Here is a 20,674-nt window from a genome sequence, read left to right as displayed (position 1 = left end):
AATGACTTTTGCCAAACCGCCTAAAGCTCAGTAAATTCAGCAAAGTTCAGGGTTTTGGGGGTTAGAGGCATGCTCCTGAGAGTTTCTCGACCCCTTTCCCTTGCCTCAGCGGGACGAACCTTGGCATTTGCCCTCTTGTTCTTCTATGGCTTATCCTAGAAAGCTGTGACCTTTAGCTCTGGCCCCGCATATTCTGGGGTTGTCATCATGCCCAAAATCAAAACCCGCAAGGCAGCAGCCAAGCGCTTCCGCCTGACCGGCAGCGGCAAGTTTATGCGTCGCAGGGCCGGGCACAACCACTTGCTGGAGCACAAAACCAGCAAGCGCAAACGCAAATTGGCCGGTGTGGCCCTGGTGGACAAGCGGGATGTGGTCAATGTGCGCCTGATGTTGCCCAACACCCACTAGCCGGGATCCCGCTCGCGCCGGCAAGAAGATTTCAGGGGCTGGCATTGGCGACAGCAGTTCCGATCCCGTTAGCAGGACGGAGTGCTTCTACCCTTCAGTTTGAGTTTGTTCAAGTTCCTATTGAGTTACTGCCATGAGAGTCAAACGGGGCAATGTCGCCCGCAAGCGCCGCAAAAAGATCCTCAAGCTGGCCAAAGGCTTTCGGGGAGCTGGTTCAAAGCTGTTCCGCACCGCCAACCAGCAGGTGATGAAGGCTTTGCGCAGCGCCTACCGGGATCGCCGCCGCAAGAAGCGGGATTTTCGTCGCCTATGGATTACCCGCATCAACGCGGCCACCCGTGCCCAGGGCCTGCGTTACCACGAGTTCATCGATGGTCTCAAAAAAGCCAATATCCAGCTCAACCGCAAAATGTTGGCCCGCTTGGCTTTCCTGGATCCAGAGGCCTTTACCCAGGTGGTGGAGGCAGCGCGCCAGTCTCGCGCCTCCTGAGGAGGTTCCGACGGCTATCCAGAAGTCCTTCCTGGCAGCCATTCTGGCCCTCGCCTGCCTGGGGAGAGGGATCCCTACTGTGGCTCGTCCTTGGCCGGAGATTGTGGATTCTGGACGGCTGCGCGTTGCCGTAAAAGACAACTTGAGGCCGCTGGGGTTTCGCACTCCCCAAGGGGATCTGCAGGGGTTTGAGATCGAGCTGGCTTGTGAGCTGGGATCCCGGCTGTTGGGCTCGGCAGAGGCTGTGGAGTTGGTGCCGGTCTCGAATGTAGAGCGGCTGCAGGTGCTGGCTGACGGCCAGGTGGATTTGGCCATTGCTCAGATCGGCATTACACCCGATCGGGCGCGCCAGGTGGAGTTCACTTCTGCTTACTATCAGGATGGCCCCAGCTTGGTTGTGGCTCGTTCCCACAACTGGGAAAGCTGGTCGGACTTGCGGGGCGGTCGCGTTGCAGTCTTGCGCGGTTCCAGCGCCATTCCCCTGCTGAATCGATACCTGCCAGGGGTGGAGTTGGTGCCTGTCGATTCCTACCGAGAAGGGGCGGAACTGCTCCTGAAAGGGGCGGTGCAGGGGTGGGCAGCAGATCGCTCGGTGCTGGCAGGGTGGCTAGCAGAGCATCCCCGTCGCGAAAGCGCTGCGGAGCAACAGTTTCAATTTCTGGGATCCCCCTTGGCAACGGTGGGGCTGGGCATTGCCATGCCCAAGGGGCTGCAGCACGCCGAATTGCGGCTGCGGGTGCGCCGAGAACTGGAGAATTTGCGGGCTGAGGGCTGGCTGGCAGAGCGGGCCAGAGCCTGGGGGTTGCCCTAGAGCGTTGCGGAGCAACAGTGAGGAGTGAGAAGTGAGGAAAGAGAAGTGAGGAGTAAGGATACTCCCTTCTCACTCTTCCCCGCTCTCTTCTCTCCCGAGAGGCAGGCTCAGTGCAGAAAGTGACGTATGCCGGTGCAAACCATGGCGATACCGGCAGCGTTGGCAGCAGCGATGGAATCGGGATCCCGAATGCTCCCTCCCGGCTGAATGATGGCGCGGATCCCTGCTCGGGCAGCCATCTCCACACTGTCGGCAAAGGGGAAAAAGCCATCGCTGGCCAAAACAGCCCCTGCCGCCTGGGATCCCGCCTGCTTGAGGGCGATCTCCACTGCCCCCACCCGATTCATCTGCCCGGCTCCGATGCCAAGCGTCTGTCCCTGCTTGGCAACGACAATGGCGTTGGATTTCACATGTTTGCAAACTATCCAGGCAAACTCCAGATCTGCCCATTCTGCGGGGGTGGGCTGGCGTTGGGTGACCACTTGCCAAGAGGGGGGGCTGTCGGTTTGCGTCAGTCCCTGATCGCGACAGCGTTGCGGCACAACAGGTGAGTCGGCATCCTGCACCAGAAAGCCCCCGGCTATGGTGCGGATTGTCTGTGCAGGCCCCACGCACAAGTCCGGCAAGACCAAGACCCGCAAGTTCTTTTTGGCCGACAGCAGCTCAGCCGCCTCCGGGGTACAATTGGGAGCCACCACACACTCCAGAAAAGGCTCTACCAGCCGCCGGGCGGTCTCCCGATCCAAAGTTTGGTTGAGGGCGACGATGCCCCCAAAGGCAGAAACCGGGTCGGCAGCCAGCGCGGCCTCCAAGGCAGCAGTCAGAGAGGGGCGCAGAGCCACCCCACAGGGGTTGTTGTGCTTAACCACCACCGCCACCGCTTGTTCAGGTTGCAAGAACTCCCTCCGAGCAGAGCCAGAAGACACAGAGCCCTTCCCGTCAGTGGGCCGCGTCGCATCAGCATTGCGGAGTAACAAGGTTAACTCTGCCGCCAGGGCACGGGCCGCCTCCAGATCCAGCAGGTTGTTGTAGCTCAGCTCCTTCCCCTGCAACTGCTTAGCCCGGTGCCAGCCGGGGGCAGCCGGATCCGTCACATACCAAGTGGCAGCTTGATGGGGATTTTCCCCGTAGCGCAGGCGTTGCCACAGGATCCCTTGCAGTTGAAACCTGTCTTCAGCGGCAGCTGCGGAGGACTGGGAGGGACCTGCTAGCTCCAGGCGAGCCAGGTAGGTGACGATGGCGCGGTCGTAGGCCAGCACCTGCTCAAAGGCCCGACGAGCACACTGGAAGCGAAACGCCAGCCGCTCTGTTTCCCCATAGGCCCCGGAGAGCAGTTGCAAATACTGGGGGTACTGGCTGGGATCCGTCAGCACCGTAACGTAGGGATAATTTTTGGCTGCCGCCCGCGCCAAAGTGGGCCCGCCGATATCGATCTGCTCAAAAGCTTCCTCCAGAGACACTCCTGCCTGGGCCACTGTCTGTTCAAAAGGGTAGAAGTTGACCACCACCAGTTGGATGGGAGGGATCCCCAGCGCCTCTAGGTCTGCCCGGTCTTCGCTGCATTCCAGGCGGGCCAAAATGCCGCCGTGGATGCGGGGGTGCAGCGTCTTCACCCTTCCCCCCAAGATTTCCGGCGCGCCAGTGTGGGCAGAGACAGGGGTGACCGGGATCCCAGCTTCTGAGAGCGCCTTGGCGGTTCCCCCACTGCTGAGCAGTTGAAAGCCATGCTCTTGCACGAGGGACTGGGCCAGCGGGATCAGTCCGGTTTTGTCGGATACACTCAACAAAGCCAACGGTACAGAATCCTGTTCGCGACAGCGTTGCGCAGTAGCAAGGGGCATTGGAGGCGTTATCCAGTAGAGAAGGGCCCAGAGGAAAAAGCTGGCCGGGATACCCAGCCCAGCGCTCTCACAGCATACCCCGAAAGCTGGACCCTCTTGTCCAGCCACCTGGTTCAGACAAATCTTCAGATCGTTCGCATCAGCAGGACGGATCAGGAATATTCTGCTTCGCCTCTCACCTGATCCTGCCGGACCTGTTCCCGCTCCCGGTTAAGGCGGGCCACCTGGGCTTCCAGATCTTGGATACGGTGCAGCAACTGTTCGATAGCCCGTCCCACTGGGTCAGGCATGAGATGGTGATCCAGGTCAATGCCATGGGCGGGGATGCGGCGCTGATGGGGCGGGATGACCGCACGGCCTGGGATCCCAACCACCGTCATGCCGGGAGCTACATCCTGAATCACGACCGCGTTGGCTCCGATACGAGCTTTTTCCCCAATGCGAACCGGCCCCAGAATCTTTGCCCCCGTGCCGACAATCACCCCATTTTCCAGGGTGGGATGACGTTTGCCCTTGTTCCAAGAGGTACCCCCCAAGGTGACCCCGTGGTAGAGGGTAACATCATCGCCAATTTCTGCCGTCTCACCGATCACCACCCCACAGCCGTGGTCAATGAAAAAGCGCCGCCCAATCTTGGCTGCCGGGTGGATTTCAATCAATGTGAAAGAACGAGCCAAGAAGCTGAGCAGCCGCGCTAGGAAAAACCAGCGCCGTTTCCACAGCCAGTGGGCGATGCGGTGCAAAAACAGAGCATGCACACCGGGATAAGTGAAGATGACCTCCCAGCGATTGCGTGCTGCCGGATCCCGATCGAAGACACAATCAACATCCTCCCAAAATTGCTGCCAGAACCCCAGTTTTGGCTCCGGCTTGCCAGCAGGGAGAGAATTGCCCTCCCCCGTTTTGGGGCTTTCCACCGCCGACTGCTCGGCCTCCGTCAGCATGAATGGTCTCCGTTTAGGAACCTCCACTCCCCTTTTAGCACTTTTTGCCGGCAGCAAGGAGAGATCTCCAATCGCGCCAAGGGAGCTCCTCGCGCAACTCTCCACTGGGTCGAGCTCAAGCAAATTGCCTTCTGCCCTAGCCTTTACTCAACTGCTGAGCCACCAGTTCTCCAATGGCTTGCGCGGCTCCCGGCCTTCCCCCCAGCCGCTGCAGTTCTGTCTGCATTTGCTGACGGCGCTGGGGATCTTCCAACAGAACTCGCATTTGTGCGGCCACGGCCACCGGGCGCAAGTGGCCCCGCAACTCCGGTACCACCTCTCGCCCTGCCCAGATGTTCGGCCAAGCCAAGTGACCTAGCCAACGCAGAGCAATTCTGTTGACGGCGCGGGCCAGCCAAGTGCCCAAGCCTGGAAGGTGGGCCAACAGGCCGAGGATCCCATCCCAGGCGCGCATTGCCTCCAGCTTGTTGGTAGGGATCACCACAACCATCGGCACCCCCAAATAGGCCAGCTCGGCGGTGTTGGCGCCAATGGTGGTCAGACAGAGATCACAGTTGGCCAGCACAGAATAGGCAGGGAAGCTTGTCCACAATTGCACCGTGCTGCCAAAGGGGGTAACAAACTGGGATCCCAGATTGGTCTGCTCCAGAATGGCTGAGGTGCCATAGATCAAAGCCATATCGGGATTGAGCTTGGGATGGGCATAGGCTGCCAACGACTGGGGGGTTTGTCCTGGGGCCACCGGGATCACAAAGCGGACATTCGGCAGCATCTGTCGCAGCTCATCGGCCACAGCCAGCACCAATGGCACCCCCAAGGAGAGCTTGGCTGGCTTGGAGCCTGGGAGCAGCCCCACCTGATAGTGGGTGCGGTTCTCATCGCTCAGACGCTGCCAGCCGCGCGGTAGCAATTCTTCAAAGGCCTCCGGCCCGCTTACGCGATCGGTGAAGCGGTTCCCCACTCTCTCTGGCGCAGTTCTTACAGGCTCCCCCTCGCCGATGGAGCTGGGAGATGCATCTTGGAGCAGGCCAAAGGCTTGGGTTGGGGAAGAAAAGCCTGCCGTGGGTTTGGAGGCAGCGGCAGGAGATCTGCTGCCAAGCCAGCCGGAAAGGGGCACCCCCGGCAAATAGACAGCGCTGGCTACGCCATCCGCCATCAAATCCCCGACAACGTGCATTTTGTGGGCCCAAGGGTGGCCCAGCAGCCGTCCGCCATCGTAGCGGCGTTTGATTGCCTCGGTTCGCACGGCGAAAGCATGTACCCAAGGCCGCCAACGGGGTTGATGCTCAGCATAGACCACCAGCCGATAGCGCAAGCGGCGAGCAATCCAGACGGCAAAAAACTGATCCCCCCCCAGAAACAGCACCACCCCTCGCTTGGCCCAATTCCAGGCTTCTTCGGTTTGGCCAGTAAGCAAAAAAGCCAGAAAAAAATCGGGATCCTGCACCCGATCCACGTCGACGAACGCTTGCGCTACCTTCATCTCTTGCCCGGAAGCATGGGGGCAGGGGGACAGCACCAGGGAGAGGCGTGCCTGAGGCAGTTGCTGGCGCAATTCCATCACCACCGGACGCACCCAGGTGGTCAGCTCTCCAGGGCCGTTTGAGAGGATAAGGATGTCATAGGGAGGCTCACCGCCGCTTAGTGGGGCCATCGGAGGCTGGGATCCTGCAATTAATCGTCTCATTCTACCGTTTGCCCATGGCCCTGGGCCGATTCCTGCCAGTCCGGAGATTTGTCGGGATCCCTTCCCAAAGAGGCAGCCCCAGCGTCGGCTGAGGGGCAAGGCGTTCTTCAGAGAGGCATCTGGCCATGCGAGAGGCCAGGGGATCCCTCAGGCCAGCAGGGACCCGCCGATCATCCCCGCCAGCAGAATAAACCCTTGCACCACATTTTGGCCGAAGATGGCCAGGTACAAGGTGGGAGAGGCATTCCTTTGGTGGAGCTGCCAGGTTTGCCGGCCCCAGAGGACAGTGACGATGGCCAAGCTGACAAAATAAACTCCATGCAACCGTAGGCTGAGGCCTACCCCCAACAGCGCGATGGCAGTGCCCAAAAAAAATAGCCCTACCGCCGTCGGCGTCCGCTGCCCGAAAAAACGGGCGCTGGAATGGATCCCGGCCCGCTCATCGTCCTCCCGATCCGCAAGAGCATAGACGGTATCAAATCCCAGTGTCCACAACACCGTGGCCAGCCACAGCCAGCCCAGCCCCTCTTCCCACAGAGGGGTGTTGGCATCTTGGCCGCTCACCGCCGTCCAACTGATGAGCACGGCAAATCCCCACGCCAGAGCCAGCACCAACTGCGGCACCGGAAACACCCGCTTGGCCCCTGGATAGAGCAGAATTACCGGCACCGCCGCCACACAGAGGGCAAAACTGACCGGGTTGAGGAAAAGCGCCAGCCCTGCCGCACAGGCCAAACTCACCAGCGCCATCAGGATCCCGACGCCAACGGTCAACTCCCGACTGGCCAACGGGCGATGGCGGGTGCGCTCCACCAGCGGATCCAAATCTCGATCCCAAAGATCGTTGATGACACAGCCTGCCCCACTGGCAGCCAGGCTGCCCAAAATGATGATCCCGACCAACGGCCAAGGGGGTGTTCCCCGTCCGGCCAAAAAAGCTCCCCACAGAGCCGGGATCATCAAAATCAATCGCCCTGCCGGCTTATGCCAGCGCAACAGCCGCAGAATGGCTCCGCCAGTGGCCCAGAGTGCAGAAGGGGAAGCAGACATAACCGGTTTCCGGCCAATCGCGACAGCGGGACGGAGTCCTTAAAGCGTGAGTTGCCGTTCGCGGGAGGGGTGCAGAGCACCATGAGGCGTGGGTAGGGGCGGCTCCACATTAGAGATCTTAAATCATCCTGAATTGCAGGTTTTTGGAATCCTTTCGGTTCCATTCGCCGTCTCAAGGCCCTGTGCAAGTCAGTCCGCCCCTGTTCTCTTTATTGGCCTGCCCTGGAAGTTTGATATCCTATCGGGGGGCTGCTGTTGACGGTGGCGGCACTTGCCCTTCTCACCCTGTGAGGCTGTTATCGCTACGTGACGCTTCCGCGTTCGTGACGGCGGTGCGGAGCACTTGCGTGCAGGCGCAACGGAGTTCTGTATGGAAGCAACCCTCTCCATGACCGGTCCACTTCCTCAAGCCAAGGAAGCTGCTTCCCATCTGGAGACCCTGCTGGTGGTGGAGGACGAGGATGCCATTCGGGAAACGGTTGCCCTGGCTTTAGAAGAACAGGGATATCAAGTTTTACAGGCCGCCGATGGTCGGCAAGCCCTTGAGGTGGTACATACGGCTGAGCGGCTGGATTTGATGATCCTGGATTTGATGTTGCCCAGCTTGAACGGTTTGGATCTATGCAGGCTGCTGCGCAGGGAGGGCAACACGATTCCCATCTTGATGTTGACGGCCAAAAGTAGCGAAACCGACCGGGTGGTGGGCTTGGAACTGGGGGCCGACGATTATCTGACCAAGCCCTTTGGTATGCGGGAGCTGATCGCCCGCTGTCGTTCGGTGTTGCGTCGGCAACAACTGGCCCAAGCCAGCGATGCCACGGTGCTCCGCTACGGGGATCTGTGTATGTTTACCCAGGAGTGCCGCGTGTTGGTGCGGGGCGTTGAGGTGAGTTTTTCCCCCAAGGAATTTCGCCTGTTGGAGCTGTTTATGTCCAATCCCCGCCGCGTTTGGACGCGGGAACAGCTTCTGGAGCGCATCTGGGGATCCGACTTCATGGGCGACAGCAAGACCGTCGATGTACATATCCGCTGGCTGCGGGAAAAATTGGAGCTGGATCCCAGCAACCCAGAGTATTTGGTGACGGTGCGCGGCTTCGGCTATCGCTTCGGCTAGTCTTTTTGCTGGCCACGCCACCGGCGGGCAAAAGAGAGCGCCTCGGCACGAGTTTGAATCTGCCCCCAAGCCTGCGCCTCCTGGAGGTCTTGCAGCAACTGGCCTACCCAGGGGCCGGGTTTGGCCCCCAAGCTGTGCAGCAGATCGCGGCCATCCAGCAGGGGCACCAGATGGGCCAGGGGATCCTGGGGGTCTTCGTAGCGTTTGAGCCAAGACTCCAGCTTTTGAGGGTCGCCGCCCGTAGCCACCGCCAACAGCGCCAGGCCACCGAACAGGGATCCCGCCTGTTGGTAAAGCCGCCACTGTTGCGCAGGGGTGGGGGAGTCCGTCAGGAGAAGCTGAAGCTGAGGCAGAAGATGGTGTAGCTTTTGGATGGCCCGCATTTCCGCTCGGCTGAAGCGCAGCCGCTCCAGCTCGGTTTCCACCCTTTCTGCCGTTCGCGTCAGCAAGACAGAGTCCTCAGTTCCCGCTGGATCCCACAACAAGGCCGCCAGCACCACTGCCAACAGCCTGCCGCGCCCTTCGCGTGAGGATGTCAAGGGCTGGGCCAGCTCTGCCAGCGTGCGGGGATAGAGCGGTTGCCAGCGCCCGGCCCACTCCCACACGGCCTGAGCTTGAGGGAAGCCCGGACTTTCCGGCTTCAGGTGGGGCAGCCAAGCCTGCAGCAACCCCGCCGCCACCGCCCCCTGTAGGTGAGCCAGCCCTGGGATCCCTGCCTCCAAGAGGGCCACTACCTCTGCCCGCACCCGTTCTGCCGCCACGTTGGCCAAAAGGGGGGCCCGCTCCCGGATTGCCTCTTGCGTAGCCGGATCCAGCACAAACCCCAGCTGAGCCGCCTGTCGATAACCCCGCAACAGCCGCACCGGATCAGCACTGAGGTTGTCGGGGTGGATCATGCGCATCCGGCTCTGGCGAATATCGGCTTGTCCGCCTGTGGGATCCAGCAGTTGCTCCCGTTGCAGATCCAAGGCCAGGGCATTGCAGGTGAAGTCCCGCTGCCTCAGATCCTCCTCAGGGGTGGATCCCGCCTGCAGCCCCACGTCCACGGTCAACTTTGCCAACACAATGCGGGCAATCTGCCGTTCGGGATCCAACACCACAAAGCCCGCCCCCAACCGCCGTGCCACTGCCGCTGCCCAGCCCACGGGATCCACAGCGCACATCAGGTCCAAATCCACCGACGCTGAGGACTCCATCCCACCGTCGCGAGCGGGATCCCCAGCAGCACGGCCCTGCAGCCAAGCCAGGTAAGCATCCCGCAGGGATCCCCCTACCCAATAGCTTTCCTGCGGCAGCCACTCTTGGGGGAAAGGCAGCCATTGGTAGAAATAGGTCAGCAGCCACTTCGTCAGCAAGGCTTTCCTCGGGCCTAGGGTCATTCCTAATCAAGACTTCCTGTTCGCGTCAGCGGTGCGGAGCAACGAGAGGAGTGAGAAGTGAGGATTGAGAAGTGAGAGGTGAGAAGTGAGGATACGCTCTCTTTGCTCTCTGCTCTTTTCTCTCTTGAGGGGGGATTGCTTATGGATGTGCAGGCAGCGCCCTCGTCTGGTCGCGTCAGCGTTCATAAAATGCCCGGAGTTTTTCCCTACCGCTCCAGCAGCGAGCTGCCCACAGCAGCAGGGACAAAGGCAGGAGCTGCCAAGCCCGGAGTGAGCAGATGAGGCCGCACCAGCGCCGCCAAGCCAGCAATGAACAGAGGGTCGGTATTTAAGGCGGGCACACGGCGAAAATCGGCAATCCCAGCTCGATGGGCCAGTTCCCGATACTCGATGTCAATCTCCTGCAGGGTCTCGATGTGCTCCGACACAAAGCTAATCGGCACCACCAGCAACTGCTTCACACCTCGGGATCCCAACTCCAGGATGACCCGTTCGGTATAGGGTTGCAGCCACCGCACCGAACCCACCCGGCTTTGATAGGAGAGGGTGTGGTCATTGGGGCGTCCCACCTGCTTCCAGATCAGCCGCACGCAGGCTTCCATTTCCCGTTGGTAGGGATCCCCGGCCTCGGTGACATAGCTTTCGGGAATGCCATGGGCGCTGAACAGCACATGCACCCCTTCGGGCTCGGCAAATCTATCCAACTGTTCCCGAATTGCTCTGGCCATCGCCTGCACGTACTGAGGCTGATCGTACCAGGAGTAGATCTGGCAGCGCTCGATGCATGCCAGCTCCGGATCTTCAGCCCAGAGCCGATCCAGCAGCTTAAAGCTGGATCCCGTCGTGCTGATGGAATACTGCGGGTAGAGCGGCAGCACCACCAAGCGGGTGATCCCATCCGACTTGATCTGCTGCACCACCGACTCGATCAACGGATGCCAGTAGCGCATGGCAACATACACCGGCACGTCATAGCCCTCAGCCACCAGGTGGGCCTGCAGTTCTCGCGCTTGCTCAGCAGTAATGCGCCGCAAGGGGGATCCCCCCCCAATGGCCGCGTAGTTGCGGCGGGATTTTTCGGCCCGCAGTGTGGAGATGGCCCAGGCGAAGGCCCGCTGCAAGAAGGGAAACGGCAGCCGGATCAGCTCGGGATCGGCAAACAGATTGTAAAGAAAGGGCTGCACATCGGCCTGGGCCTCTGGCCCCCCCAAGTTCAGTAGGAGCATGCCGCTTTTGGACATAACAAGGCTCATTGCGTTGGCGGTGCGGAGCACCATGTTCTTCTTTATCCACTGTAGGGGCTCTTATCCCCCAGCGGGAAAGTGACCTTAAGTTTTTTTGCAGTCTTTCTCAGCTTTCCCCTCAGGAGAAACCACCCACACCCAAACCTACAAGTCCAATCCGGAGACTCCGTCCCGCTGTCGCGAACAAAGTCCAAAAAGGGATCCCCGCCCACAAGGGGATCCCCAGCCTTAAAACTCCACTGTCGTGCAGAGCAGCAGAGCGGTGTTAAAACTCTCGACCTCGGTAAACCCGCTGCAGGGCCGGAGTGACCGGATAGCAATCGACATCGGCCAGGCTCAACTTCAAGCGCAGCGTATTGAGGAGTTTCCAGTAGGGGGGCACAAAAGCCTTTTCAGGGATGGGTTGGACGGCAGGAGAGGGATCCCCAGGTCGGGCAACCGTCTCCATGGGGCAGCCGCGGTAGCGGAGCGGACGGGATCCGAGGTGAGCTGAGCGCAGATCTCGGCTGGGATCCACCGTCAAGCCGCGAAACTGGATCGCCCCCGGACGAGAGGTTTCCCGATAGCGCAGATAGCCTGCCCACACCTGGGCAATCCACTCCGGCAAAGCTTCGGGCCGAATGTAATAGCGCTCCGGCAACAGACGGTCGTTGAGAAAACCCATCAGCCCAGACCAAACTTGCCAGACAAAAGCTCCGACGATGCGAGCAGCGGGAGACGATGAAATCTTCATGGTGGAAGCTGAAAAATGTAGAGAACCTGAAAAACCGGTGATGCAGCCAGAATTTGCCGTTGATTATATCAGCCTGGATTCATCGGAGCGCTCACTCTGAACGTTTTGGCCTCCAGTTTTTCTGCTCACTGGAAAGCAGAAGCCAGCTTGCGGCCAAGCGCGTTGAGCCACCCAAATCCATCGACTACAATAGGCCCAAGGCTTGGGTGTTGCTTTCTCTTTCCGACCTGTAGCTTGCGGGGATCCCAGAAGCGCACCGACAAGCCAGCTCCAGTAACCATTGCACCTATGGGGATCGACGGATTATGACCTGGCGCGGCGACATCACTCCCATCAATCGGCTGTGGGGATCCCTTCCCTACCTTCTGCCTTTGGTATCGGCTCTGCCCTTGGGCTTTTTGCCCTCTGGGCTGTTTCAATCTTTGCCAGGGCTGATCCCCATTTTTGCGCCCCTATTTCGTCTGGTGCCCCTGGCCACGGGCTGGCTGGGAATGGGGGTGTTTTTGGCTCTCCTGTTCCTGGTGATCCGCAACACCCGCGTAGCCCATTTTGTTCGCTTCAACACCATCCAGGCGCTGTTGCTCAACATTGCCTTGTTCTTGGTGCAGGTGCTGATGCAGGCGTTTGGCATGCTCTTCGGCAGCCTTGGCCTGGCAGCGATGGTCAGCATTTTGGCCACCACGGCTCTCTTGGGGGTGATTGCCATCACCGTCTACGCCTGGGTGCAAAACATTCGCGGCCACTACGCCGAGGTGCCGGTGCTCTCTGATGCCGCCTATGCCTGGATTCGCTACTAGTTGTCAAGTCCCTGCGGGTCTGGTTGCCGATTTGCCGACCTCATCGGAGCCTAAGCCAACTCTTCAGCTCTCAAGGATTGTGGGAGGCCGGGGTGCCATCGGATTCGAGTTCTAGTCGCGCCAGCAGGACAGAGTCCTTTGTTGGGCAAGCCCTCACCCACCTGGACGCCTCTGGCCGAGCACAAATGGTGGAAGTGGGACACAAGCCCATGGTTGCCCGCTTGGCCACTGCCCAAGGACAGGTACGCATGTCAGAAACGACTTTGCAGACCATCTTGGCCGGTCAAGGGCCCAAAGGGAATGTGGTGGAAACAGCCCGGCTGGCCGGGATCATGGCTGCCAAGCGCACCGCTGATCTGATCCCGCTGTGTCATCCTCTCCCCTTGAGCAGCGTCACCGTGGATCTGAATCCGGATCCCCATCTGCCCGGCTTTCTGATCACCGCTACAGTAAAAACCAACGCCCAAACAGGGGTGGAGATGGAGGCTCTGACGGCTGTTTCCGTGGCCGCCCTCACCCTGTACGACATGGCCAAGGCCCTGGAAAAGACGATGGTGATCGAACACATCCGGCTGTTGCGCAAGTATGGGGGGAAGTCTGGGCCCTTCGAGGTAGAGGATCGGGATAACGCCGAGAAATGCTGAAAGCTTTGCAACAACCAGAGAGGGGTGTTGGGCTAGGGTTGTTGGTGGGCATTGGGGTGCTGCTCTGGCCCATGCTGCACCAGGGCTATCCCATGACTCACTCCACTCACTTCAACCTCAGTTGGGCCTTTCAGTATCAACGACAGTTTTTCAGCGGGCAGTTTTACCCCCGCTGGCTGGAGTATTCCAACTTCGGCTACGGCAATCCTACCTTTGCCTTTTACCCCCCTCTGTGCATGGTGGCCCCTCTGCCGTTTCGCCTGCTGGAGCTGGACATGCCCACCTCTTTGGTGGCCAGCATGGGCTTGGCAATGGCGGTCTTCGGGACAGGGCTGTATGCCCTTCTCCGGCAACTCATCCCCTGGGCTCTGGCCCTGGTTTTGGCTCTGGCGGGTATGGCCGGCCCCTATTGGCTGGTGGATATCTATCAACGGGGGGCAATGGGGGAAGTGTGGGCCATTGCTGTCTCCCCCTGGATTTTCTGGGCCTCAGTCCAGGTGATCTGCCGGCCCCAGTCCCTTTGGCCGATTGTGGCCTTAGCCATTAGCTACGGCCTGTTGGCCCTATCTCACTTGCCCACTTTGCTGGTCTTTACGCTAACTTGGCTGCCTCTGCCTTGGGTGCTGGGCCGCTGGGATCCCCTCTGGCCCAGGGTGGGGCGCTGCTACTTGGGGTTTGGGCTGGGGCTGGGGTGGACGGCGTTTTATCTGCTGCCAGCCTTTTGGGATCAGCGCCTCATCCAGGTGGAGTTGGTGAATTTTGTCGAAGAGTACATGCCCCAACATCGCCTGATGCTGAGTGGGCTGACCCGGCTCCAGCCACAACTGACGCAGCACTGGTTTGAGAGCGGCCTGGTGGGGTACTGGATCTGGATGGTGGCCGTTGTCTTGGGTGCTGGGATCCTGGTTTTCTGGGAATGGCTGGCCCGCAGGACAAGGGGGATGACCCCGATCCATTCCGTTCGCGCTAACGAGACGGAGTCCTTTGATGCCTTGGGATCCCATGCTCCCCTGGCCAAAGCGATCCTGCTCTACAGCTTGGGGGCCAGCTTGGTGGCCTTGCTGATGATGACGGATTTGCTGGGTTGGCTCTACGAGTGGATTTTGCCCCTGCGCCGCATTCAGTTTTCTTGGCGCTGGATGGCGGTGACATCAGTAACGGTGCCCTGGCTTTTGGGATCCCTGGCCGCCTGGGGGTGGGGACAAAAGGGCTTGAGGATCCTCTTGATTGTGGGGATAGGTCTGGCCATGGGGATACAAAGCTGGCAGGGCTGGCAGGTCTTGTCCAGAGCCTGGTTTGACCCCCAGACCATCCAAACTTTTCAAGAGCTGTCTGCAGCCAAGCCATTTCCCAATGAGCCCCAGCAGCGACCGGGCATCGCTTTTCTTCACTGGCACTGGATCTTTCCCGATGGGCTGGCGCTGGTGGATGTGCCGGAGTACCGACCTCGCCAAGCAACCCTGCCCATGCCGCCCCCAGAGGTGGATCCGCTGCTGCGGTGGCAAGGCGACATGGTGAACTTTGGACGAGAACAAAGCGATCTGGAGCCACTGTTGGAAGTGGAGCAGTGGCGCTATGGCTACCGTCGTTTTCGGGCCGTTAACCCCACTGCTCAGGATCGATGGGTAGTCCTGCGCACTTTTTACTACCCTGCTTGGCGGGTACAGGTGGATGGTCGCCTCACATCTGCCGAGCACAGCGGAGTGGGGCTGTTGCAGGTGCGGATCCCGCCGGGGGATCATCGCGTGCAGGTGCGCTATCTGGGTACTGCAGCCGAGTGGATGGGGTGGATCTTGACCGGCCTGACGGGGGTGCTGCTGGTGAAGGTGCGGCGGCTGCTCCGCCTGCTGGGTTTGAACGGAGCGCAGAGACAAGACACTCCAGAGGAGGCAACAGCATGCTGAGTCGGGTGGCCGATTCCATCTACTGGCTCAACCGCTACGTGGAGCGCGCCGAGAACATCGCCCGCTTCATCGATGTCAATCTCAACCTCATCCTAGACTTGCCCAGCGGTCCCGCCCAGCAGTGGGATCCCATTGTCTACACCACCGGGGATCAGGAGCTGTTTTACCAGCGTTATGGCCAGGCGACCCAAGAAACGGTCATCCAGTTCCTGGCTTTTGATAGGGATTACCCCAACTCCATCCTTTCCTGTTTGCGGCTGGCGCGGGAAAATGCCCGCTCTGTGCGGGAGGTCATTTCTTCAGAAATGTGGGAGCGGGTCAACCGCTTTTATTTGATGGTCAAAGAAGCGGCTCAGCAAGGCCCCCACCTGAGTCAGCTCCATGATTTCTTCACGGAAGTGAAACTGGCCAGCCACCTATTCGCCGGGGTGATGGATGCCACCATGACCCACGGGGAAGGTTGGCACTTTGGCCAGATTGGCCGTCTTTTGGAGCGGGCGGACAAAACGGCGCGCATTTTGGATGTTAAGTATTTTATTTTGCTGCCCTCTCTGCAGTATGTGGGTACGGCTTTGGATGAGTTGCAGTGGATTGCTTTGCTGAAGTCGGCCAGTGCTTATGAAATGTACCGGAAACACAGCCGCCAGCACCGCATCAATCCCAGAGAGGTGGCCTCTTTCCTGATTTTGGATCGGCAATTTCCCCGCTCCATTCAGTTTTGTCTTATTCACGCAGATCGATCCCTGCACCAGATCACCGGCACCCCAGCCGATACCTGGCGGGATCCCAGCGAGCGAGCTTTGGGCCGCCTGCGTTCTGAGCTGGACTACCTGACCATCGACGACATTATGGAGCAGGGCTTACATGAGTTTCTCGACAAATTGCAGCTACAAATGAACCACGTTGGCGATTGCATCTACGAAACTTTCTTTGCCATTCGCCCCTTGCAACCGTCTGAATCCTCTCCCCTGCTGCAACGGCAGGCTTAGCTAAAATCCCTCACCCCTAGCCCCTCTCCTACAAGAGTTAGAAATTAATCTAACGAACGCTTCCACAGCTATCGACAATGAGCCAAATGTGTTGCTTATATCTCATTGCTATTGTGCAATGGATTGACAATGGTGAAACAGGAGCAAAGGGACGGGTTGATTTTCTGGATCCCTGGCTCCTCTCTTTTTCTGGGACTGGAGGCGGCGCGGAGCGCTGGGGCAGGTCTGGAATTGCCGCACCCCCGGTAGCAGTAGGATTGGGGAAATAGAAGCCGTTGCCAAGGGCGTTTGGAAAGTGGGGTTAGAGCAGCAGCCGAGAGGGATCGACCAGGCAGCCTTTATTGCCGCCAATGCCACACTGATCGGCGATGTCCAACTTGCGGAAGCGGTGAGCATTTGGTACGGGGCTATCCTGCGGGGGGATCTCTCGCCCATTGTCATTGGCCGCCGCAGCAATATCCAAGATGGAGCCATTCTGCACGGGGATCCCGGACAGCCGACCCTGATTGGCGAGGAAGTGACCGTAGGCCATCGAGCGGTCATCCACAGTGCCCACATCGAGGGGGGATGTCTGATCGGGATTGGGGCCGTTCTCTTGAGCGGGGTCACCATCGGGGCGGGCAGCATGGTGGGAGCTGGAGCGGTGGTCACCCGGTCTGTGCCACCTCGCTCTTTGGCGGCGGGGATCCCGGCTAAGGTTATCCGCACCCTCACCGAGGAAGAGGTCAAGCAACTGCGCCTTCACGCCCAGCACTACGTGGATTTGGCGCTTCAACATGCCAGCCGCTTTGGCCGGTGGAGCAGAGGTTCGGGCGAGCGGCTCTGAACCTATTTTGCAAGCCGTCTCTCAACAGCCGGGATCCGCGCAGAGCACCCAGGTATCTTTGCTGCCGCCCCCCTGGGAGGAGTTCACCACCAGAGATCCCTTCTTGAGGGCGACGCGGGTCAGCCCCCCTGGGTGAACGTAGATCTCTTTGCCGTAGAGGATATAGGGCCGCAAGTCCACATGACAGGGTTCTAGACGGGGGCCTTCTCCCCGATCCACCAAGGTGGGCACGCGAGAAAGGCACAGGGTGGGTTGGGCGATGTAGTTGCGCGGCTGGGCGCGGATTTTCTCAGCAAAAGCAGACCGCTCTGCCGGTGTAGCCTGGGATCCCATCAGCATGCCATAGCCGCCTGACTCGTTGGCTGCCTTCACCACCAGCTTGTCCAGGTTTTCCAGTACGTACGCCTGATCCTTAGGATCCCAGCAGAGGTAGGTGGGCACGTTGGGCAAAATGGCTTCCTCTCCCAGATAGTAGCGGATCATCTGGGGCACATAGGCGTAGATCACCTTGTCGTCCGCCACCCCCGTTCCCAAAGCGTTGGCGATCGCCAGCCGCCCCGACCGGTAGACCTCAAACAGGCCGGGTACCCCCAAGAGGGAATCAGGGCGAAAAGCAAGGGGATCGATGAAGTCGTCGTCGATGCGGCGGTAGATCACATCCACCCGCTGCAGCCCTTTGGTGGTGCGCATTTGCAAATAGCCATCGGCCACCACCAGATCCCGCCCTTCCACCAGCTCCACCCCCATCTGCTGGGCGAGGAAAGAATGCTCGAAGTAGGCGGAGTTGTAGATGCCGGGGGTGAGCACCACCACCGTTGGGTTGGCTAGGTGCGGCACCAGGTTAAGCAGAGTATCCAACAAATGGCTAGGGTAGTCGTCCACCGGGCGGATCCCCATGGTGTTGAACAGGGAGGGAAAGGTGCTTTTCATCACCCGCCGATTTTCCAGCACGTAGGAGATTCCCGACGGACAGCGCAGGTTGTCTTCCAGCACGTACCAAGTTCCGTCCCGATCCCGCACCAGGTCGGTGCCGGTGACGTGGCACCAAATTCTCCCCGGCGGGTTGAGCCCCACACAGGGCCGCAGAAATCCCTTGGCCGTTTCGATCAGCTCGGCAGGGATCACCCTATCCTTGAGGATTTTCTGGTCGTGATAAACATCGTCGATGAACAGGTTGAGGGCGTGGATGCGCTGCTTGAGACCCTTCTCCAGCCGCTGCCACTCGGAAGCCGAGACGATGCGGGGAATGATGTCAAAGGGGAAAATTCGCTCTGTGCCCTGGCTATCGCCATAGACGTTGAAGGTCACCCCCATCTGAAAGAGGGCCGCCTGTGCTGCCGCTTGCCGCTGCTGCAGTTCCCCTTCTTCCAGAGAATGAATGCGCTCAATCAGCGGGATCGCCTCAGGACGGGGCTGGTTACGCCCCAAAAACAGCTCGTCGTAAAACCCCTCGCCCGGGTCGTAGGCATCAAAACGCACGTCTGGGATCCCTGGAACGCTATCTTCTTCTACTGTTGGGGGCTCTGGATCTGCATAGTGTGCTTTCAGCTACTTTTAGCCTGGTAAAAAGAAAGGACTCCGTCCCGCTGACGCGAAAGGACTCCGTCCCGCGAACAGTGGGTTGGCCAAACCAGGGGGGGAGCTCTAGGGATCCGCCACCTCAAAGGCCCATAGCCCCCGCTCGGCAGGGATCCGGTGCAACCGTCCGCTGGGAAAACGCCGTTGCAGTTCTGCCCCTTGCTGATCCCATACCCACTCGTTCATGAACAGGGTAAACGGTGGCTCCAGCGCCTGGATGGGCAACACCTCAGGGGAAAACACCGCTACCTTTTGTTCCCGTCCGGCAAAAAATTGGATCCAGCTTTGCCAATAGTGGGGTTCCCCCCAGCCGAAATAGGGGTAGGCAGCGCTGGCGGCCAGATAGAAGCGGTAGTCGGGATCCCCTTGGCGAGCTGCCACATAGCGCCCGGTAGCCCCCACATCATTGCCCTGCGTCCAGCCTTTGTGGACAAAGTCTCCAAAAATGGCCAGGTTCCACCCCCCAATCAGCAGGATTGCCCCCGCCATCGCCGCCGCCGGCAGCCAACTCCCGGCCCGGGATCCCCAGCGTTCCAGGAGACCTGCCAGCACTTGGATCCCTTCCAAGGTTAGATAGGCTACAAAGGGCAGGATCACCAGCAGGCGGGTGTAGTTGGGGGCTTTGGTGATGGCCAAGCTAAACAGCAGGTAGAGAAATAGGAAGCTGCCGATACAGAGCCAGTCGTGGGGCTGGCTGCGCTTCTTGAAAAGGCGGTAGAGGCCGGATCCCAGCCCCAGCCAGATCAAAGCCCCCGTCAAGGGATCCACAAAAGCGTGGCCATAGTTGGGATAGATGTAGCCTCGGTCGTGTTGGCTGCGGTCGTTGAACATGCTGAGGCCGTTGAAGATGTTGCGCCAGACCGCCTCCTCTGGCGTAGCCGCATTCACCCACATCTGTTGTAACGCCCGCCCTTCCGGGAAAAAGAGAAATTGTTGGCGAGAGTACTCGGCGCTCACCGCAGGTGCTGTGACCGTGGCCACCAGAATGGGCCCAGCCACCAGAAAAAAGCCCAGCGCCGCGGGCACCGTCAGCTTAGCCAGGACCCAGAGGGGATTAGCTTGCTTGTTTTCTCCTCGGAGATCCTCCCGGCCCAGGAGCAGGTACAGAACTCCAAACAGCAACCCCAGCAGGATCACCACCCGCCCCGGCAAATAGCCGTAGAGGGAGAAAGCCGCCGCTCCTCCCCCCAGATAGAGCAACAGGGGATTTTTTTCCCGCACGCCCTTGAGGAGCAAGGCCAGGGCCGCACACTCCACCAGCACAATCAGGTTTTCCCGCATGGCCATGCGGCTGATGCCCAGCAAGGCGTGGTTGGATCCCAAGAGGGCCGCCCCCGCCAAAGCCAGCCGGGATCCCCAAAATGCCCGAAAAAACCCGTAGGCCACCAGAATGGTGACGACCCCGAAGGCGGCATGTACCGTGCGCACATTGAGCAGCGTGACTCCCCCCATCAGCCGCGTCAGGCCGCCGAAGAGGCTGAACATGAAGCGGGGGAAATAGAAATACTCCGGCATCAGCCCAAAGATATCGGGATAGCGCACCCCTGAGGCGCGACGGGCCATGGAGGTGATCACAATCTCGTCAGTATTGATCTGAAAAGGGATGTTGGGCAGGTCGTAGAGGTAGATCGGGGCAAAGACCAACACCAACAGCCCCAGGTGCAACAGCTCCTGTTGCCAGCGCAGCCGCGTCGGATCCCAAGGGGGTTGAGCCGGGGAAAACTGCGCCCAATACAACCCCACCAGCAGGATGCTCAGCAGCCAGAGGCCAATCTGCAGCACGTGGTAGCCAAACACCCCATACCAGAGGATCAGGGCTACCCCCAAGCCCAAGCCGGATCCCAGCAGGGGCAGATGCCGGGAGGTCATCACCCTATCCCAAACCGCCATAGAACCGATACGACTGGAATCAGGAACGAATCGATCCCTCTCAGCCTACCAGGCGCAAGATGCTCGACAAAACCAGAACTCAGCTAGAAATCGCAGGAGCCCCGCACTGTACCCGTAGGGTCAGTGCCGGGAGGAATGCGCTTTGATGAAGTACAATGAACTTATGAGCCAAGTCCTGACCATCTCCTGCAAACTCAAGGTGTCCCCGTCGCAAGCCGTTAAATTGGACGCGACGATGGATGCCTTTGTGCAGGCACTGAACTGGGTTAACCAGAACACGCCGGAGAAGATCGTCAATGCGGTCAAACTGCAATCCCTTTGCTACTACGAGATTCGCGCCCGATT

Annotated in this window: 18 protein-coding genes and 1 pseudogene; 10 read left to right on the top strand and 9 right to left on the bottom strand. The window is 59.7% G+C overall.

Annotation, left to right across the window (positions count from 1 at the left end):
• Window positions 1-207 precede the first annotated feature (207 nt).
• The 3 genes from rpmI to NW842_RS12515 all read left to right on the top strand — a co-directional run bounded on the left by rpmI (window position 208) and on the right by NW842_RS12515 (window position 1,709).
• Window positions 208-408, top strand: coding sequence for a 50S ribosomal protein L35 (gene rpmI, locus NW842_RS12525; RefSeq protein WP_011434387.1), 201 nt, complete (start codon window positions 208-210; stop codon window positions 406-408).
• Between the two features lie 133 nt (window positions 409-541).
• Window positions 542-898, top strand: coding sequence for a 50S ribosomal protein L20 (gene rplT / locus NW842_RS12520; RefSeq protein WP_011434388.1), 357 nt, complete (start codon window positions 542-544; stop codon window positions 896-898).
• Window positions 899-977: 79 nt separating this feature from the next.
• Window positions 978-1,709, top strand: a complete 732-nt coding sequence (locus NW842_RS12515) for a transporter substrate-binding domain-containing protein (protein WP_041436884.1) — start codon at window positions 978-980, stop codon at window positions 1,707-1,709.
• 107 nt (window positions 1,710-1,816) lie between these two features.
• Here NW842_RS12515 and purH read toward each other — a convergent pair whose 3' ends face one another.
• The 4 genes from purH to NW842_RS12495 form a co-directional block, all read right to left on the bottom strand.
• Window positions 1,817-3,550: a bifunctional phosphoribosylaminoimidazolecarboxamide formyltransferase/IMP cyclohydrolase gene (purH, locus tag NW842_RS12510; protein WP_414418148.1), complete on the bottom strand. Its 1,734-nt coding sequence runs from the start codon at window positions 3,548-3,550 to the stop codon at window positions 1,817-1,819.
• 152 nt (window positions 3,551-3,702) lie between these two features.
• A complete protein-coding gene (gene cysE, locus NW842_RS12505) occupies window positions 3,703-4,494 on the bottom strand; it encodes a serine O-acetyltransferase (protein WP_414331426.1) in 792 nt (263 codons plus the stop codon).
• Between the two features lie 136 nt (window positions 4,495-4,630).
• The gene (locus NW842_RS12500) at window positions 4,631-6,148 is read right to left on the bottom strand and encodes a hypothetical protein (RefSeq protein WP_414375222.1); all 1,518 of its coding nucleotides are present in this window, start codon (window positions 6,146-6,148) and stop codon (window positions 4,631-4,633) included.
• 180 nt (window positions 6,149-6,328) lie between these two features.
• Window positions 6,329-7,231 carry a 4-hydroxybenzoate solanesyltransferase gene (locus tag NW842_RS12495; RefSeq protein WP_414375223.1) on the bottom strand — a complete coding sequence of 301 codons (903 nt, stop codon included), beginning with the start codon at window positions 7,229-7,231 and terminating at the stop codon, window positions 6,329-6,331.
• A gap of 388 nt (window positions 7,232-7,619) precedes the next feature.
• On the opposite strand from NW842_RS12495, the gene NW842_RS12490 reads away from it, so the two are divergent.
• On the top strand, window positions 7,620-8,345 hold the full coding sequence (locus NW842_RS12490; protein WP_414375224.1) for a response regulator: 726 nt from the start codon (window positions 7,620-7,622) through the stop codon (window positions 8,343-8,345).
• Here NW842_RS12490 and NW842_RS12485 read toward each other — a convergent pair.
• From NW842_RS12485 to NW842_RS12475, 3 genes are all read right to left on the bottom strand, one after another.
• A complete protein-coding gene (locus NW842_RS12485; RefSeq protein ID WP_414375225.1) occupies window positions 8,342-9,700 on the bottom strand; it encodes a CCA tRNA nucleotidyltransferase in 1,359 nt (452 codons plus the stop codon). The genes NW842_RS12490 and NW842_RS12485 overlap by 4 nt on opposite strands.
• Window positions 9,701-9,930: 230 nt before the next feature.
• On the bottom strand, window positions 9,931-10,965 hold the full coding sequence (gene hemH / locus NW842_RS12480; RefSeq protein ID WP_414375241.1) for a ferrochelatase: 1,035 nt from the start codon (window positions 10,963-10,965) through the stop codon (window positions 9,931-9,933).
• A gap of 268 nt (window positions 10,966-11,233) precedes the next feature.
• Window positions 11,234-11,701: a hypothetical protein gene (locus tag NW842_RS12475; protein ID WP_414375227.1), complete on the bottom strand. Its 468-nt coding sequence runs from the start codon at window positions 11,699-11,701 to the stop codon at window positions 11,234-11,236.
• 305 nt (window positions 11,702-12,006) lie between these two features.
• On the opposite strand from NW842_RS12475, the gene NW842_RS12470 reads away from it, so the two are divergent.
• The 5 genes from NW842_RS12470 to NW842_RS12450 all read left to right on the top strand — a co-directional run bounded on the left by NW842_RS12470 (window position 12,007) and on the right by NW842_RS12450 (window position 16,861).
• Window positions 12,007-12,498, top strand: a complete 492-nt coding sequence (locus NW842_RS12470) for a Tic20 family protein (RefSeq protein WP_414375229.1) — start codon at window positions 12,007-12,009, stop codon at window positions 12,496-12,498.
• Window positions 12,499-12,590: 92 nt separating this feature from the next.
• Window positions 12,591-13,142, top strand: a complete 552-nt coding sequence (gene moaC, locus NW842_RS12465; RefSeq protein WP_414375231.1) for a cyclic pyranopterin monophosphate synthase MoaC — start codon at window positions 12,591-12,593, stop codon at window positions 13,140-13,142.
• Complete coding sequence (locus NW842_RS12460; protein WP_414375233.1) at window positions 13,136-15,046, top strand: hypothetical protein; 1,911 nt, start codon at window positions 13,136-13,138, stop codon at window positions 15,044-15,046. Before moaC ends, NW842_RS12460 begins: the two co-directional genes overlap by 7 nt.
• Window positions 15,040-16,035 carry an alpha-E domain-containing protein gene (locus NW842_RS12455; RefSeq protein ID WP_414375235.1) on the top strand — a complete coding sequence of 332 codons (996 nt, stop codon included), beginning with the start codon at window positions 15,040-15,042 and terminating at the stop codon, window positions 16,033-16,035. The genes NW842_RS12460 and NW842_RS12455 overlap by 7 nt, the downstream gene beginning before the upstream one ends.
• Window positions 16,036-16,330: 295 nt before the next feature.
• Complete coding sequence (locus NW842_RS12450; RefSeq protein WP_414375236.1) at window positions 16,331-16,861, top strand: gamma carbonic anhydrase family protein; 531 nt, start codon at window positions 16,331-16,333, stop codon at window positions 16,859-16,861.
• Between the two features lie 21 nt (window positions 16,862-16,882).
• On the opposite strand, the gene NW842_RS12445 is transcribed toward NW842_RS12450, so the two are convergent.
• Together NW842_RS12445 and NW842_RS12440 are read right to left on the bottom strand one after the other, a co-directional pair.
• Window positions 16,883-18,340, bottom strand: coding sequence for a circularly permuted type 2 ATP-grasp protein (locus NW842_RS12445; protein WP_414418147.1), 1,458 nt, complete (start codon window positions 18,338-18,340; stop codon window positions 16,883-16,885).
• A gap of 165 nt (window positions 18,341-18,505) precedes the next feature.
• Entirely contained in the window at window positions 18,506-20,308 is a 1,803-nt protein-coding gene (locus tag NW842_RS12440; protein WP_414418146.1) for a glycosyltransferase family 39 protein, read from the bottom strand.
• Between the two features lie 184 nt (window positions 20,309-20,492).
• Here NW842_RS12440 and NW842_RS12435 point away from each other — a divergent pair.
• Window positions 20,493-20,674 (top strand): annotated as a pseudogene (locus NW842_RS12435) (RNA-guided endonuclease TnpB family protein); the annotation flags it as partial.

Source organism: Synechococcus sp. R55.4, assembly GCF_047461935.1.
In the GTDB taxonomy this organism is placed as follows: domain Bacteria; phylum Cyanobacteriota; class Cyanobacteriia; order Thermostichales; family Thermostichaceae; genus Thermostichus.
This window is presented reverse-complemented; position numbering and strand designations above follow the sequence as displayed.

Excerpts from the sequence above, each read along its gene's own strand:
- rpmI (WP_011434387.1), top strand. The coding sequence starts at position 208 with ATGCCCAAAATCAAAACCCGCAAGGCAGCAGCCAAGCGCTTCCGCCTG.
- rplT (WP_011434388.1), top strand. The coding sequence starts at position 542 with ATGAGAGTCAAACGGGGCAATGTCGCCCGCAAGCGCCGCAAAAAGATC.
- purH (WP_414418148.1), bottom strand. The coding sequence starts at position 3,550 with ATGCCCCTTGCTACTGCGCAACGCTGTCGCGAACAGGATTCTGTACCG.
- cysE (WP_414331426.1), bottom strand. The coding sequence starts at position 4,494 with ATGCTGACGGAGGCCGAGCAGTCGGCGGTGGAAAGCCCCAAAACGGGG.
- NW842_RS12500 (WP_414375222.1), bottom strand. The coding sequence starts at position 6,148 with ATGGCCCCACTAAGCGGCGGTGAGCCTCCCTATGACATCCTTATCCTC.
- NW842_RS12495 (WP_414375223.1), bottom strand. The coding sequence starts at position 7,231 with ATGTCTGCTTCCCCTTCTGCACTCTGGGCCACTGGCGGAGCCATTCTG.
- NW842_RS12490 (WP_414375224.1), top strand. The coding sequence starts at position 7,620 with ATGACCGGTCCACTTCCTCAAGCCAAGGAAGCTGCTTCCCATCTGGAG.
- hemH (WP_414375241.1), bottom strand. The coding sequence starts at position 10,965 with ATGTCCAAAAGCGGCATGCTCCTACTGAACTTGGGGGGGCCAGAGGCC.
- NW842_RS12475 (WP_414375227.1), bottom strand. The coding sequence starts at position 11,701 with ATGAAGATTTCATCGTCTCCCGCTGCTCGCATCGTCGGAGCTTTTGTC.
- NW842_RS12470 (WP_414375229.1), top strand. The coding sequence starts at position 12,007 with ATGACCTGGCGCGGCGACATCACTCCCATCAATCGGCTGTGGGGATCC.
- NW842_RS12460 (WP_414375233.1), top strand. The coding sequence starts at position 13,136 with ATGCTGAAAGCTTTGCAACAACCAGAGAGGGGTGTTGGGCTAGGGTTG.
- NW842_RS12455 (WP_414375235.1), top strand. The coding sequence starts at position 15,040 with ATGCTGAGTCGGGTGGCCGATTCCATCTACTGGCTCAACCGCTACGTG.
- NW842_RS12440 (WP_414418146.1), bottom strand. The coding sequence starts at position 20,308 with ATGACCTCCCGGCATCTGCCCCTGCTGGGATCCGGCTTGGGCTTGGGG.